Source organism: Paraburkholderia dipogonis (genome assembly GCF_046027395.1).
In the GTDB taxonomy this organism is placed as follows: domain Bacteria; phylum Pseudomonadota; class Gammaproteobacteria; order Burkholderiales; family Burkholderiaceae; genus Paraburkholderia; species Paraburkholderia dipogonis_A.
This window is the reverse complement of sequence record NZ_JAQQEG010000058.1, coordinates 1-15,138: the sequence shown is the minus strand read 5'-3', so window position 1 is coordinate 15,138 and position 15,138 is coordinate 1. Positions and strand designations below refer to the sequence as shown.

The window sequence follows — 15,138 nt, the reverse complement described above, 5'->3', positions numbered from 1 at the left end:
ATGAAGTGCCGCAGCCGGTTTCAAAAGTCGAGGCATTGTTATTGCTGAGTCAGTAGTCATGCATCGGCACTTACTCCAGATCTTTGGCACACTTATGACCCATCCACTTCTCAACTCTCCACTTCTCAACTCTTTTCTCACAGGCAACCTTTACGGCGCAGTGAAATCGCGTGCGTCGGCCAGCGTTGTCTCGTTTGCGCTGGGTGGTGCGATGCTCGCGCTGAGTCCGCACGGTATTGCTCAGATCACACAAGGCAGCGGTTCGTCGCAGCAGGAGAACCGCACCTCTTCGATGGGATCGACGCCGGATTCGTCCGCGTCCGCGGTCCACGAATCGCACAAGCCGCAGACGAAAGATGGTGGTTCGGCGAACTCGCGCGGCAAGACTGGCCAGCCAGGCCACAAGTCCCAAGGGGCGGGCGGCTTCGATAACGGCCTCTATGGCACCGGTGCCGGCAGCAACAAATAACGAGTCGGGTTGCCGCGCTTTTGCCGCATCTTTGTGGCAAGTGCATCGTGCGCGTGCGGCGCGTTGTGGGCAGATGCAGAGGAATGCACGGCGTGCTTCCTGTTTGCCCGGATTGCTTCGGCGACTGCCGTTCCCTGCGCATCGTCCAAACAACCATCATAATGGCGGTCATTCGTAGCCTGAAATGCCCGCCACAATGACCGATACTCCCAGCCACGCAAGCGCGTCGCCCCGTCTGACCAGTCTGTCGCACGGCGGCGGTTGCGGCTGCAAGATCGCGCCTGGCCTGCTCGCCGATCTACTCAAGCGCAGCGCGCCGCTGCCGTTCTTTCCCGATCTGCTGGTCGGTAACGACACAGCCGACGACGCCGCCGTCTACAAGCTCAACGACGAGCAGGCGATCGTCGCCACCACCGACTTCTTCATGCCGATCGTCGACGACCCGTTCGACTTTGGCCGGATCGCCGCGACCAATGCGCTGTCCGACGTCTACGCCATGGGCGGCAAGCCGATCATGGCGCTGGCCATCGTCGGCATGCCGATCAACGTGCTGCCGCACGACGTGATCGCAGCCGTGCTGAAGGGCGGCGAATCCGTGTGCGCCGAGGCCGGCATCCCGCTCGCCGGCGGCCATTCGATCGATTCGGTCGAGCCGATCTACGGCCTCGTCGCCATCGGCGTGGTCGACCCGAAGCGCGTCAAACGCAACGCGGGCGCGCAAGCGGGCGATGTGCTGATTCTCGGCAAGCCGCTAGGCGTGGGCATTCTCTCGGCAGCCCTGAAGAAAGACCGGCTCGACGCCGCCGGCTACGCCGCCATGATCGGCGTGACGACCAAGCTCAACCGGCCGGGCGCGGACCTGTCCAGGCTCGACGGCGTGCACGCGCTCACGGATATCACCGGCTTCGGCCTGCTCGGCCATACGCTCGAACTGGCGCGCGGCTCGAACCTGACCGCGCATGTGCGCTACGCGGATCTGCCGTGGCTGCCGGACGTGGTGAGCCTCGCGGAAGCCGGCATTTTTACCGGCGCGTCCGGACGCAACTGGGACGCATACGGTAAAAACATCGTGTTGCCCTCCTCATTTCCCGCGACGGCGCGCACCCTGCTCACCGACCCGCAGACCTCGGGCGGACTGCTGGTCTCGTGCGCACCGCAAGCCGTCGACGAAGTTCTCGCCCTGTTCCGCGCCGATGGGTTCGGCGAGGCATGCGTGATCGGCGAAATGGTCAGTGGAGAAGGATGCGTCGAGGTTATCTAAGCCGCGACCAAAAGCGTGGGGGCGCGAGCGGGAAGCAGCCCTAAGCGCCCGCCGGCCTGGATCCACGGTGCATGCGATAATTTCACCCTGCCGCAGCCGGCCCGTTTTGTCCTTAACGCCTTGAAAAATCTACTTGTCAGCCTCGAAAAAGCAGGTGATTTCGATGAAATCATCGACGTGCGCACGCCTCTCGAGTTTGCGGAAGACCATATTCCGGGCGCGCTCAACGCGCCTGTGCTGAGCAATGAAGAGCGCGTGCTGGTCGGCACGACCTACAAGCAGGTATCGCCGTTCGAAGCCACGCGGATCGGTGCGGCGCTGGTCGCGCGCAATATCGCGCACCATCTGGAAACGACTTTCGCCGACCGGCCGCGCAACTGGCGGCCGCTGATCTATTGCTGGCGCGGCGGCAAACGCTCGGGTTCGATGACCACGCTGTTCAATATGATCGGCTGGCAGGCGCGCCAACTCGATGGCGGCTACAAAACCTATCGACGGGCCACGCTGGACACGCTCGTCACCTTGCCGAAGACGTTCTCATACATCGCGCTGGTGGGCCCGACCGGCAGCGGCAAGACGCGCCTGCTCGCGGCCCTGAACGCCGCCGGCGCGCAGACGCTGGATCTCGAAGCGCTGGCTGCGCATCGCGGCTCGCTGCTCGGTGCCTGGGCCGGCGTGGCACAGCCGTCGCAGAAGCGTTTCGATACGCTGCTCGTGAGCGCGTTGCGCACGTTCGATCCGGCACGGCCGGTGTTCGTGGAAGCGGAGAGCCGGCGCATCGGCTCGGTCGAGCTGCCGCTTGCGCTGCTCGACACGTTTCATCAGGGCCGCTGCGTTGAGGTGATCTCGAGCCGCGAAGATCGCGCGGTGTTCCTGCTGCACGACTATGCCCATCTGTTCGACGATCCCGATTCGCTGAAGCAGCAACTGCAACGAATGATCGGTTTGCATAGCCGGGAACGTGTCACCGGCTGGCAGAAGCTCGTCGACGAGAATCGACGCGCCGAGCTCGCGCGCGAGTTGATCGAGCGGCATTATGACCCGGCGTATGCGCGTAGCAGCCACCAGCATTTCGTTCAGTTGCCGCGCGCGTTGCAATTGAATTTCCGCCCCAACGACGCCGATGTCGTCGACCAGGCAAGAGCACTGCTTGCGCAGTTCGACCGCAGTGCGCTCGCTGTCATCTGATTAAAACCAACGTTTAAGATCACCATGCAATCAACCCTTCGACAACCACGCGTCGCTCTTGGCTGGATCGTCTTTCTGCTGATCGCTGTGGTCGGCCTCTTTTATGTGAAGTGGTTCCCGTACTACAACCGCGCGTTCGTGGCCGCGAGCCAGCACTCCATCGGCAAATCCATCCTGATGGGCACGTCGGCGAACGCGCCGGCGGCGTCGTGGCAGGCTGCCATCGACTACGCCTTCGCCTACGGCAAAGCAATCTGGCAAGCCATGGTGCTCGGACTGCTGCTCGGTTCGGCGGTGCAGGCGCTGATTCCGCCGCAATGGGTCGCGCGCGCGCTCGGCCGCACCGATTTCAGCAGCGTCGTGAAGGGTGGCTTGCTGTCGCTGCCGGGCATGATGTGCACGTGCTGTGCAGCGCCGGTCGTGGCGGGCTTGCGAGCGCGTCAAGCAGCGCCGGGCGCGGCGATCGCGTTCTGGCTCGGCAATACCGCGCTGAATCCGGCTACGCTGATCTTCATGGGCTTCGTGCTCGGCTGGCAGTGGATGGGCCTGCGCCTCGCCTTGGGCATCGTGATGGTGTTCGGCCTCGGCTATCTGGTGAACCGCATGGTGACGCCGAAGGAAGCCGAAGCGTCGCGCGAAGCGATGGCGCAACTGGTCGCCGGCGACGTGCCCGGCACCGCCTTCGCACGCTGGGTGAAAATCCTCGGCACGATGACGCTGCGGCTCGTACCCGAATACATCGTGCTCGTGCTGATTCTCGGCGCGGCGCGCACGTGGCTGTTTCCGCATGTCGGACCGGATATCGACAACAGCCTGCTGTGGATCATCGCGCTGTCCGTCGCCGGCACGCTGTTCGTGATTCCGACCGCGGGCGAAGTGCCGATCATCCAGGCCATGCTCTCGTTCGGCATGGCGGCCGGCCCGGCTGGCGCGTTGCTGATGACGTTGCCGCTGATCAGCGTCCCGTCGATGGCCATGCTCGGACGCTCGTTTCCGCGCCGTGTGCTGACGGTCGTGGCGTTGGCCGTGGTGGTGTGCGGGGTGATCAGCGGGTTGCTGGCTGTAGCGTTGGGGTTTTGAAGCATGAAACGTATTGCCGCATTTGCTTTGACGTGCTGGTCAGCTGCCGGGCTGCTTTACTTCGGACAGCATTCGGTGGCGCTGATCGTGGTGAGCGGGGTGGTTGCGCTGGCGGGGTTTGACCTGCTTCGTCCGTGACAGCGCGCTGATGTGAAAACCGCGTGAGCGCTGATCGCTCACGCGAAGCGTATTTCGACGGCGCGTCTTGTTTGTAGAGACATGAGCGTCGGCGCTCTGGTTGCGCGGCTAACAGCATGGGACCTCTGCTCTGCTGTTAGCCGATTTTTGTTTCGCGCAAGCGAGCGTTAGCGCTGACTCGCTTACTTCTTCAGCGCCTCGCGAATCGCGGCAAGCCACAACGCCACCGCATGCGCGCCCGGATCCACGTGGCCTAGCGCGCGATCGCCGACATAACTCGAACGACCGCGCCGTGGATGCATCGACGCCGTTTGCGATGCACCTTCGGTTGCCGCGTCGACGGCCGCTTTCAACGCGGCATCCAATGCATCCTGGCGTGCGAGAGTGGATTGCAACGCGTCGGCGGCCGGCTTCAATGCATCGACCATCGTGCGATCGCCGGGATGCGCACCACCGAGTTCCATCAAACCCTCGACACCCGCGCCGAACGCCGCCGCCCATTCCTTCGGCGTCGATCCGCCTGACTGTTCGAGCGCGACCGCCGCGCGTACCAGCATCACCGCGTAAAGCGGACCCGACGTACCGCCGACCACGCGCCGCAGCGTCGCCGACAGGCTGCGCAGTACGGCGCCCGGCGTCGTTTCAGCCGGATAGCCATCGAGTTCGTGAAGCATCGCCCGCGCACCGCGCGACAGACTGACGCCGAGATCGCCGTCGCCGACGCGTTGATCCATGTCCGTCAATGTCGGCTCCGCTTTCAGCAGGCACGCGCAAACGGCTTCGATCACGCGACGCAACGTCGCTTCACGCGCCAACGTCGCACCGCTTGCGTGCTCCGGTTCGGCAGGCGCGGGCCGTACGGAAACCTGCGCGATGCGGCCGCTCAGCGCGGGCCATGCGCTGGTATGCGCGGCGGCGTCGAGCCAGCTGAGCCGTTGGTCGTCCAGTCGCAGCAGCGTCAGCGAGATGCCGGCCATTTCCAGCGCGCTCAGGAACGTGCCGGCCCACGCACGTTCCACCTTGATGCCGCGGCCCGCCAGATAACGCAGCGCGGAACCGGCCACGATGCTCAATTCACTCGACGGCGTGCCGCCTAAATTGTTCACCAGCAACGCCACCCGCTCACCGGACTGCAATGACAGATCGCCGACGATCTTCGCCAGCAGCTTGTCGACGATCGCGCCGGCGGGCTCCATCGCACCGCGCTCCACGCCCGGTTCGCCGTGAATGCCGAGACCCCATTCGATCTCGCCGTCCGCCAGTTCGAAGCCCGGCTTGCCCGCAGCCGGCACCGTGCACGCGGTGAGCGCAACGCCCATCGTGCCGAGCGAAGCCGCCACGTCGCGCGCGATCCGCGTGACTTCCGCCAACGGGCGCCCCGCCGCGGCAGCCGCGCCCGCAATCTTGTGAACCAGCACGGTCCCCGCGAGCCCGCGACGGCCCGCATGGTCACCGCTTGCCGTCAGCGCGACGTCGTCGGCGACGATCACCATTTCCGTGGGGATGCCTTCGGCACGCGCGATCTCTGCCGCGAGGCCGAAGTTGAAGCGGTCGCCCGTGTAGTTCTTCACGATCAGCAAGGCGCCGGCCTTGCCGGTCACCGCGCGGATCGCGTCAAGTACAGCGTCGGTGGACGGCGACGTGAAGACTTCACCCGCGACCGCCGCGCTCAGCATGCCGGAGCCCACATAACCGCCGTGCGCGGGCTCGTGGCCCGAGCCGCCGCCCGAGATCAGCGCGACTTCGCCGCGCGCCGCGGCGGCCTCGGCATCCGCGCGCACGACGATCGTGCTGCCTTGCAACAGGGAGAGATTGGGGTTGAGCGCCGCGAGTCCGTCAAGCATGTCCGGAACGACCGCGGAGACCTCGTTGATGAGCTTCTTCATTGCGTCAGCTTCCTCTTAAGCTGCCCGCGCTTTCGGCGCGCGCTAACGGCAGTTTATTCAGTGGCGAAACCGGAAGGCTCAACTGTACCGCGCATTGGCGAAAGACGACGCGACACGGCAGCGTTAGACGCACGAAAGCATTCACGGCGAATGAGTCACGCTGTGTCGAGTTGAAGGCAATACGGAGAGGAGGAACTGACAGGACAGCGGCACAACAGACTGTGCGCCGAGGTGACGCGAGAACCTGACAGTAGACGAAAGCGAAGCCGCTTTCGTCTACGTCATGGATGCGTTGGTAGGCTCGATTGGATTCGAACCAACGACCCCCACCATGTCAAGGTGGTGCTCTAACCAACTGAGCTACGAGCCTTTAGAGGCGCGAATTATAGAGAACCCGTGCGCTCTGCACAAGCCCCTGACCGCACTTCCATCGATTCAATTCGCGGATGCCCACTCGGTCTGACTATCCAGCGGAAAAACCGGCCGCTTCACGTGCTTGAAAGCGAACAGACCATAGTCCGAACTTGTCACGCCGCGGCTATCGCATTCCACCAGCGCCGCGGCGATCGGCACGAACACCGGCCGGCAATACATGCGCGATTTGAGCAACAGAAAACGCGCGCGACGCGGATCGATACCGACGCTCTCGAACACGCCCAGGTCCCACGGTTCGTGCGTGCGTTCGGTCATCACGAGCTTGACGGTGCCTGTATCGAGGACTGCGGCGCGTCCCATGAAAGCACGCTGCCCGGTGTACGTCGGGCCGCTGATCACGTACTCGCCGTCGGTCAGCGCGCGCACCACGCCGGTCACGGCAAGCGGCGGACGCGGCTTGAGCGCATCGCTCGCGACCTTGTTGCCGATGGTCACCGTCACCGTGCTGCCGACGCCGGCCGACATCAACGCCGCGACCGCCTGCGGATCGCACAACGGCCCGCTCACGATGCCATCGAGCTTCTGCTTCAAGGCCTCTTCGAGCAGATCCATCGTGTCGCATGTGCCGCCCGACATGCAGTTGTCGCCGTGATCGAGCAGCAGCACGGGCTTGTCGGCGTCCACCGCGAGCGCGGCGGCTTGTGCGACGGATTCAGCGAGCGGCGCGCTGCGATACACGAAATCTTCGCGCTCGTTCCAGATCTGCCGCGCGATGCGTTCTGCTACCGCTTCGGCCTCAGTTCGTTCGCCATTGCCCACTACTACGACGCTGATGCACGGCGCCTCGATATCAGCGAGCGAGAAGCCCGACAGCACCGACACCGCGAGCATGCCGTCGGCCTCGGCCGCGCGCGCGGCGTCCACGGCGCGCTTCATCGCGCCTTCGGCAGTCGCGCTGCGCAGCGTATGCGTGAGCAGCGGCGGCTGGCGCCATGCGATCACGGGCTTCGCCTTGCCGTGGACCAGGTCGAACATCAGACGCGCCGCGTGCGCGCCGGTCTCGTACATATCGACGTGCGGATAGGTCTTGAAGCTGACGATCACGTCGGCGTTGTCGATCATCTTCTGCGTGACGTTGCCGTGCAGATCGAGTGCGACGGCGATCGGCGCATCCGGCAGCGACGCGCGCACGCGTTCGAGCAAGTCACCTTCGCCATCGTTCGAATTCTCGGCGACCATCGCGCCGTGCAGATCGAGCATGACGGCGTCACAACCTGCGGCGGCCGACACGATCGCCTCGCAGATCGCATCGTAAGCGGCGACCTCGACCGGCCCGCTCGGATTCGCCGACGCCGACACGGGCGTCACGATGTCGGCATGCTCCCGCTCGGCGGCGTCGATGAACGCGGCCATCGCCGTCTGCATGCCTTTGTTATCGTTGAACGCGTCTTCGCCATAGGTCGGACCGTTACGGCCGAACGCCGCCAACGGTGTGGCCACCGGCGAAAACGTGTTGGTCTCGTGATTCATCCGCGCGATGAGGATCTTCATGCGTCTGCGCTCCCCGCTTTCTGCGCGGCGTTTAGCATGGCCTGCAACAGCACGTTGCAACCGGCTTCGAGATGATCCGCGCGTGCGTCTTCGATTTCGTTGTGGCTGATGCCGTCTTTGCACGGCACGAAGATCATCGCTGCGGGCGCGACTCTCGCGAGATAGACGGCGTCGTGGCCGGCGCCGCTGATCACGTCCATCGACGAAAAACCGAGCGTGTCCGCGCCCTGCTTCACGGCGCCGACCAGTTCCGCGGCGAACGGTTGCGGCGGGAAATACACTACCTGTTCGACGTCCACCTTGATGCCGGTTTTCTCGCCCGCTAGCGAGCATGCGGCGCGCAACGCGCTATCCATTGCCGTGAGCGTGGCATCGTCGGCGGCGCGCAGATCGACGGTGAGCGTCACGCGGCCTGGAATCACGTTGCGTGAGTTTGGATGCACGTCGAGCCAGCCGACCGTACCGCGACCGTGAGGCGCGTGATCCAGCGCAATGCGGTTGACGGCATGAATCAGATCAGCCGCGACGAGCAGCGCGTCGCGGCGCAGTTCCATCGGCGTCGGGCCGGCGTGCGCTTCCATGCCGTGCACCGTCACGTCGTACCAACGTTGGCCGAGCGCGCCTTGCACCACGCCGATTGTTTTGTCGTGTGCTTCCAGCACGGGGCCTTGTTCGATATGCGCTTCGAAATAGGCACCCACGGCGTGCGGCTTTTCGTTCTCGCCTGCATATCCGATCTGAGACAGCGCGTCGCGTACCGTGATGCCTTCACGATCATGTTGTTCGAGCGCATGCTCCAGGGTGAATGCGCCGGCGAACACGCCGGAACCCATCATCACCGGCACGAAACGCGAGCCCTCTTCATTGGTCCACACCGCGACTTCCAGCGGCGCGAGCGTCTGCACGTTTGCGTCGGTTAGCGTGCGCAGCACTTCGAGTCCCGCGAGCACGCCGTAATTGCCGTCGAACTTGCCGCCGGTAGGCTGAGTGTCGATGTGGCTGCCGGTCATCACTGGCGGTAAATCGTCACGCAAACCCGCGCGGCGCGCGAAGATATTGCCGATTGCGTCGATCCGCACGCTGCAGCCGATCTCCTTCGCCCACGCGATAAAGAGGTCGCGCGCCTGACGATCCAACTCCGTGAGTGCGAGCCGGCACACACCACCTTTCTCGGTGGCGCCGATCCGCGCGAGTTGCATGAGACTGTCCCAGAGCCGCGCGCCGTCGACTCGCAAATCGGCGAACGTCGCGACGGTTGTTGATTCATGAACTTGCATCGATGCTTCCTCGTATTGAAGACTGAGTGCGCGTCAGACCACGCCGACGCCGAGATAACGGTCCTTGATCGAGTCGTCCGCGACAAACGACGCGTTGTCGCCCGAATAAACGATCACGCCTTGTTCGATGATGTAATGGCGATCCGCGAGTTGCGTGCAGACTTCGAGGTTCTGCTCGACGAGTAGAATCGCCACGCCCGCCTCGCGGATCAGCTTGAGTTGCGCGACGATTTCTTCGACGATCACCGGCGCGAGGCCTTCGACGGGTTCGTCGAGCATCAGCAAACGCGGGTGATTCATCAGCGCGCGGCCGATTGCAAGCATCTGCTGTTCGCCACCGGAGAGCTGCGCGCCACCATTTGTACGCCGTTCTTTTAAGCGCGGAAAAATGCGGTAGATGTCGTCGAGTTGCCACGGCGAATCTTTGCGCGCACCGAGCCGCAAGTTTTCTTCGACGGTAAGCAGACGAAAGATGCCGCGATGCTCGGGCACGAAACAGACGCCCCGCGACGCGATCTTGTGCGGCGGCATGCCGCTGATTTTTGCGCCGCTGAACGCGACCGTGCCGCGCTGAGGCGTGACGACGCCGGCAATCGCTTTCAGCGTGGTCGATTTGCCTGCGCCGTTGCGACCCAGCAGCGTGGCCGTTTCACCATCGTTGATCTGCAGGGACACGCCTTGCAGGATGTGGCTCTTGCCGTAGAAGCCGTGAATCTGCTGCACGTCGAGAATCATGCGCGGCCTCCGGTGATCATGTTGCCGAGATAAGCGCTGCGCACGCGCTCGTCGCCGCGAATGTCGTCGGGGCGCCCTTCCACCAGCACGCGCCCTTGCTGCATGACGGTGATCGTGTCGGAAATGTCCATCACGATGCCCATGTTGTGTTCGATCAGCACGACCGTGTAATCGTCGCGCAGACCACGAATCAGCTGCTTCATGTCGTCGAGGTCGTCGATACCCATGCCCGAGGTCGGCTCGTCGAGAAAGATCGCCTTGGGACGCGCGGCGAGCGCCATGCCGACTTCAAGCCGTCGCTGCTGACCGTGCGAAAGCGCGCCTGCCGATAGCTCGCTGAACCGCTGCAACGCGAGCCGTTCAAGCACACTGTCGACGATGTCCGCATGCGTGAGCGCACCGTGCGGCGGCGTCCACGCATTCAACGCGCGCACTGCGTCGACACCTTGCGCGGCGAGCCGCAGATTTTCCCGCACGCTCAGATTGGCGAACAGGCTCGTCACCTGAAACGAACGCGCGACGCCGCGCCGTACGCGTTTATGGTCCGGCTCGTGCGTGACGTCGTGGCCGTCGAAAACGATCTTGCCTTCCGTGATCGGCAGCGTGCCGGTCAACACGTGAAAGAGCGTGGTTTTGCCGGCGCCGTTCGGCCCGATCACGGAATGCACCGTGCGCGGCATAATGTTCAACGTGACGTCGGAGAGCGCCGTGAATTTGCCATAGCGCTTCACAACGCCGCTCGCTCGCAGAATGGCTTCGCTCATACGGGCTCCTTGTCGGCGTTGTTGTCTGCGTCGGCGGATGATTTGCGGCGTAGCGATTGCCAGATGCGTTCGCCCAATCCCCACAGGCCGCGCTGCATGAACAGGCTGACGGCGATCAGCACGATGCCGAGCAGCAAGAGCCAGCGCGGCCACAAAGTGGAAAGCCAGTCGGCGAATAGCACGTAGAATGCCGCGCCCAGTACGGAGGCGAACAGATTGCCTGTGCCGCCAATCACCGTCATCACGAGGATCATCTCGCTCGTGTGATAGTCGATGTTGGAGAGCGGCGCGATGCCGGTCATCAGCGCGTGCAGCGCGCCCGCCAGACCCGTGACCGCGCCGGAGATCACGAACGCCATCAGCTTGAAGCGTTTGACGTCGTAGCCGACCGCAGCGGCGCGCGCTTCGTTGTCGCGAATCGCGAGCAACGTACGGCCGAATACCGAGTGCGATACGCGCATCAACAGCCAGAATACCAGGAGGAACAACACGGCGACGAAACCGTAGTACTGCCACGGTGAAGTCAACGGCACGATCGTTTTGCCGAACAGTCCCAGCGCCGGGCGCGGAATATCGAGCAAGCCGTTGTCGCCGCCGGTCAGATCGGGCGTGGTGTAGGCGAGGAAGTAGAACAGTTGTCCGAATGCGAGCGTTAGCATGACGAAGTACGTACCGCGCTGGCGAATCGAAAACCAACCGACCAGTGCTGCGGCCGCCGCGCCGATCACTGCCGACGCAAGCAAGGCCACGGGGACCTGCAACCCCGTTTTGGTGAGGACCAGTCCCGCGCAATAGCTCCCGAGTCCGAAGAAAATGCCTTGCCCGAACGACAGCAAGCCTGTGTGGCCGAGCAGCAGGTTGCAGCCGAGTGCGGCGAGTGCGAACACCAGCACTTCAGTGGCCAGCGATCCGGAACGTAACGTCAACGGCAACACGCATACGACCAGCAACGCGAGCAACAGGAAGCGATAGCGATGCAACGAATGCTTCAGGCTTGGACGAATCTTTGTGGAAGAAGCGCTCTGCACGATAGGTTTCGAGGTATCGATCATGCCGCCCTCCCGAGCAAACCGTTCGGTCGCAGCAACAGAACGGCGGCCATCGCCACATAGATCATCAATCGCGCGCCTTCCGGCCACAAGGTACTCATCACGCTTTGCACGATTCCCACCAGCAATCCGCCGACAAGCGCGCCAAGAAAATTACCCATGCCGCCAACCACCACCACCACAAACGCGACGCTGAGCGCTTCAATACCCATGAACGGATCGACGCCGCGAATCGGCGCGGCGAGCACGCCCGCCAACGCGGCCGTTGCAGCGCCGAGCGCGAACACGAGGCTGAAAACGCGCAGCACGTTGATGCCGAGCAGCGAGACCATCTCAGTCGATTCGCTTCCCGCGCGCACCGCGCTGCCGAGTCGCGTGCCTTCCAGCACCCACCACAAAAGCGCGGCCAATACCGCCGTGAAGCCGATCACGAAGAGACGGTACTTCGGATACACGAAGCTGCCCCAGATCACCACGCCGTTCAGCACGTCGGGCACCGCTACGTTATCGCCGAGCGGTCCCCAGATCAGGATCGCGCATTCCTGCACGACGAGCGCGAGACCCACGGTCACGAGAATATGAAACTCATGCTGCTGCGCATAGACGTGCCGCAGAATCAGTTTCTCGACGACCCACGCGAGCGCGCCCACGACGATCGGCACGACCACGAGCGCGGTCCAGAAGTTCATCGACCACTGCATCGCCTGATAGCAGAAGTACGCGCCGAGCAGATAGAACGCGCCGTGCGCGAAATTCACGAAGCGCAGCAGGCCGAACACGATCGACAAACCGACCGCAAGCAGGAAGTACAGCATCCCCACTCCGATACCGTTGACGATCTGCAGGAGATAAACGTTCATGGCGTCCGTCTAAAGGGTGGTGCGAAGGGGAATCGCGATGCGGTGTTGCGATATGCGCGCCGCGCCGCGCTCGCGTGCGGCACGGATGCGTCAGGCCATCTTGCAGCCGGTCTTGTCGAGCGGCAGGAACGATTGGCCTGAGTTCACGATATCCGCGTAGTCGTCGGCGTTTTTCATCTTGTTCTTCGCCTTGCCCTTCAACAGATAATAGTTCTTCAGCACCTGATGGTCGCCTTTTCGGACTTCCTCCGGGCCGGTCAAACCATCGTATTTCATGCCTTCAAGTGCGGCGACCACTTTTTTCGGATCGACGTTGCCTGCTTTCACGATACCGTCGAGCAGGATCTTTGTGCAAATATACGAGCCTGCCAGGCTGTAGTTGGGGTTCGCCTTGAATGCGGCGTTCGAACGTTTGACGAGATCGCGGTTGAGCGGCGAATCGATGTCGTGCCAATACTGTGCGCCGAAATAGACACCTTCACACAAGTCTGCGCCGAGCGATTCGAATTGCTCGAGTCCTGACGCCCAGGCCATCAAAATCGTGCAATTGTTCTTCATGCCGAAGCTCACGGCCTGGCGCAACGTATCGGACGACTGTGAGCCAAAATTCAGAATCAGCAGCACGTCAGGCTTTGCTGCGACTGCGTTCGTCAAATAGCCGCTGAACTCCTTCTCATTGAGCGAGTGGTAGCTGTTGCCCACGTGTTCAATGCCCTTCTCTTTGAAGATCGCCTTGGCGGCCGAGAGCAAGCCGTCGCCGAACACGTATTGCGGCGTAATGGTGTACCAGCGTTTTGCCTTGGGCATCATCTGGATCAGCGGGCGCACCGTCTGCTCGATCGCGCCGTAGGTCGGCACCGACCAGCGGAACGTGGCGTCGTTGCAGTCCTTGCCGGTGATTTCGTCCGCGCCTGCCGTGGTGATGAAAACGCCGCCTGCTTTCTGGACTTCCTTGCCCATTGCCAATGCTTCGGAGGACAGAATACCGCCGGCAAAGAAGCGCGCATTCTTCTGCTGCGCGATTTCCTGCACACGGCGCACAGCGGTTGCGGGCTTGCCTTCCGTATCGAGCACCGTATATGCGAGCGGTTGGCCCAGCACCTTGCCGTACTGCTCGATGGCGAGCTTCATGCCGAGGTCAGCGTATTTGCCGTTCGCCGCGAATGGACCCGACATCGGCACCGGACAGGCGAACTGCAAGGTGCCAGCCTGCGCGAACGCGCTTCGCGCGACCAGCGAGCCCAACGTCCCTGGAACGGCCGACAACGCGGCCAGCTTCAACATATTTCGGCGATTCAAAATGACGCTCCTTAGGAAAGAGACACGCACTGACCGACTACGAAACTGCATGCATTGCGCGAACGACTGCTTGAGCTTGCTGGCCGCCGTGAAGTTTTCCACCACATCGGCTTTGTTCTATTTATCATGATAAATAGGTTGGACTTGATCGTAGGTACAATAAATTCGGGTGTCAATAAGGCAAAATTCCTGGCGGCATCGAGACGGCCTTCAGGGCTGCGACGACGCCGGCGAATCGATCGAAGGTCGTGCAGGACAAACTGGGAGCATCGAATATGGCCATGGACCGCGCCAAGGCTGGCGCCGCGATTGAGATCAAGCAGCAAAAACGCGGCGATCTGGTCGCGGAGGAAATCAAGCGGCTCATCACCGAGAAAGACCTGAAGCCAGGCGACCGCCTGCCGCGCGAGGTGGAGTTGCAGCAGCTCTTTTCGGTGAGTAAAAGCACGATCCGCGAGGCGTTGAAATCGCTCGAGGTGCAAGGTCTTATCAAAGTGACCACCGGCCCGAGCGGTGGCGGCATGGTAGTGGAGGTGCCGCTCGATCGCACGTTGCAACTTCTGCAGAACTATCTGTTCTTCAAGGATGTATCGATCGATGACATCTACACCGTGCGCAAACTGCTGGAGCCCGAACTCGCGGCAGGGGCCGTGCCGCATCTGACGGAGCAGGACTTCGAGGCGCTCGACGCGAGCATTGCATGCTGCGATCGACCGGCTTCGCCACATGGCGGGCAGGACATCGTGCGGCAACGTCAGGAAGACGTGAATTTTCACGACATCCTCGCGGCGGCGAATCCGAATCCGTTCCTGCGTTTTAGTTGTGAGTTGATCAATGAAATGATCCGGCAACTCATCGAGTTTCGTAACGATACGCCGCAAGCTGAGCATGAGCGGTTCGGTCAGGCCAACGTCAAGATTCACAAAGCGATTACGAAGGCAGCGCGTGAGCGTGATGTGGAAAAGGTGCGGGAGTTGATGGTGATTCATATGACCGAGGCGCCGCGCTACGTGAAGCGAATGAAGGGGAAGCTGCGTGGACGTCTCATCCTGGATTCGGAGATTCGACGGCGCGTGCGGGCGCGAAGTGTGGCGCCGGTTTCGGATGAGGGTGATGAGGAGTGAGATGGGTTCGTGGTTCGTGGTTCGTGGTTCGTGGTTCGTGGTTCGTGGTTCGTGGTTCGTGGTTCGTGGTGCTGGGATGATG

General features: G+C 62.6%; 14 protein-coding genes and 1 tRNA gene. 6 read left to right on the top strand and 9 right to left on the bottom strand.

Going from position 1 to position 15,138, the window contains the following annotated elements:
• Window positions 1–58: 58 nt before the first annotated feature.
• From PQR32_RS38020 to PQR32_RS38000, 5 genes are all read left to right on the top strand, one after another.
• Window positions 59–469 carry a beta-xylosidase gene (locus PQR32_RS38020; protein ID WP_408239770.1) on the top strand — a complete coding sequence of 137 codons (411 nt, stop codon included), beginning with the start codon at window positions 59–61 and terminating at the stop codon, window positions 467–469.
• 196 nt (window positions 470–665) lie between these two features.
• Window positions 666–1,730 (top strand): selenide, water dikinase SelD, encoded by a 1,065-nt coding sequence (gene selD / locus PQR32_RS38015; RefSeq protein ID WP_408239767.1) that lies wholly within the window; start codon window positions 666–668, stop codon window positions 1,728–1,730.
• A gap of 120 nt (window positions 1,731–1,850) precedes the next feature.
• A complete protein-coding gene (gene mnmH / locus PQR32_RS38010; protein WP_408239764.1) occupies window positions 1,851–2,918 on the top strand; it encodes a tRNA 2-selenouridine(34) synthase MnmH in 1,068 nt (355 codons plus the stop codon).
• Between the two features lie 24 nt (window positions 2,919–2,942).
• Window positions 2,943–3,998 carry a permease gene (locus PQR32_RS38005; RefSeq protein ID WP_408239761.1) on the top strand — a complete coding sequence of 352 codons (1,056 nt, stop codon included), beginning with the start codon at window positions 2,943–2,945 and terminating at the stop codon, window positions 3,996–3,998.
• 3 nt (window positions 3,999–4,001) lie between these two features.
• Window positions 4,002–4,136, top strand: coding sequence for a hypothetical protein (locus PQR32_RS38000; protein ID WP_258194915.1), 135 nt, complete (start codon window positions 4,002–4,004; stop codon window positions 4,134–4,136).
• 182 nt (window positions 4,137–4,318) lie between these two features.
• Here the strand turns inward: PQR32_RS38000 and dhaK are convergent, their stop codons facing one another.
• The 9 genes from dhaK to PQR32_RS37955 all read right to left on the bottom strand — a co-directional run bounded on the left by dhaK (window position 4,319) and on the right by PQR32_RS37955 (window position 13,932).
• Window positions 4,319–6,022 (bottom strand): dihydroxyacetone kinase subunit DhaK, encoded by a 1,704-nt coding sequence (gene dhaK, locus PQR32_RS37995; protein ID WP_408239758.1) that lies wholly within the window; start codon window positions 6,020–6,022, stop codon window positions 4,319–4,321.
• Between the two features lie 293 nt (window positions 6,023–6,315).
• Window positions 6,316–6,392: transfer RNA gene (locus PQR32_RS37990), tRNA-Val, on the bottom strand.
• 65 nt (window positions 6,393–6,457) lie between these two features.
• Window positions 6,458–7,948, bottom strand: a complete 1,491-nt coding sequence (locus tag PQR32_RS37985; RefSeq protein WP_408239756.1) for a M81 family metallopeptidase — start codon at window positions 7,946–7,948, stop codon at window positions 6,458–6,460.
• Window positions 7,945–9,225 carry a Zn-dependent hydrolase gene (locus tag PQR32_RS37980; RefSeq protein WP_408239753.1) on the bottom strand — a complete coding sequence of 427 codons (1,281 nt, stop codon included), beginning with the start codon at window positions 9,223–9,225 and terminating at the stop codon, window positions 7,945–7,947. The genes PQR32_RS37985 and PQR32_RS37980 overlap by 4 nt, the downstream gene beginning before the upstream one ends.
• A gap of 33 nt (window positions 9,226–9,258) precedes the next feature.
• Entirely contained in the window at window positions 9,259–9,960 is a 702-nt protein-coding gene (locus PQR32_RS37975; RefSeq protein WP_408239750.1) for an ABC transporter ATP-binding protein, read from the bottom strand.
• On the bottom strand, window positions 9,957–10,724 hold the full coding sequence (locus PQR32_RS37970) for an ABC transporter ATP-binding protein (protein WP_408239747.1): 768 nt from the start codon (window positions 10,722–10,724) through the stop codon (window positions 9,957–9,959). The genes PQR32_RS37975 and PQR32_RS37970 overlap by 4 nt, the downstream gene beginning before the upstream one ends.
• Window positions 10,721–11,776: a branched-chain amino acid ABC transporter permease gene (locus tag PQR32_RS37965; RefSeq protein ID WP_408239744.1), complete on the bottom strand. Its 1,056-nt coding sequence runs from the start codon at window positions 11,774–11,776 to the stop codon at window positions 10,721–10,723. The genes PQR32_RS37970 and PQR32_RS37965 overlap by 4 nt, the downstream gene beginning before the upstream one ends.
• Window positions 11,773–12,633, bottom strand: a complete 861-nt coding sequence (locus tag PQR32_RS37960; protein ID WP_408239741.1) for a branched-chain amino acid ABC transporter permease — start codon at window positions 12,631–12,633, stop codon at window positions 11,773–11,775. Before PQR32_RS37960 ends, PQR32_RS37965 begins: the two co-directional genes overlap by 4 nt.
• A gap of 90 nt (window positions 12,634–12,723) precedes the next feature.
• Window positions 12,724–13,932 carry an ABC transporter substrate-binding protein gene (locus tag PQR32_RS37955; protein ID WP_408239738.1) on the bottom strand — a complete coding sequence of 403 codons (1,209 nt, stop codon included), beginning with the start codon at window positions 13,930–13,932 and terminating at the stop codon, window positions 12,724–12,726.
• A 275-nt stretch (window positions 13,933–14,207) separates the two neighbouring features.
• Between PQR32_RS37955 and PQR32_RS37950 the strand changes: the two genes are divergently transcribed.
• The gene (locus PQR32_RS37950; protein WP_408239735.1) at window positions 14,208–15,056 is read left to right on the top strand and encodes a FadR/GntR family transcriptional regulator; all 849 of its coding nucleotides are present in this window, start codon (window positions 14,208–14,210) and stop codon (window positions 15,054–15,056) included.
• Window positions 15,057–15,138 lie beyond the last annotated feature (82 nt).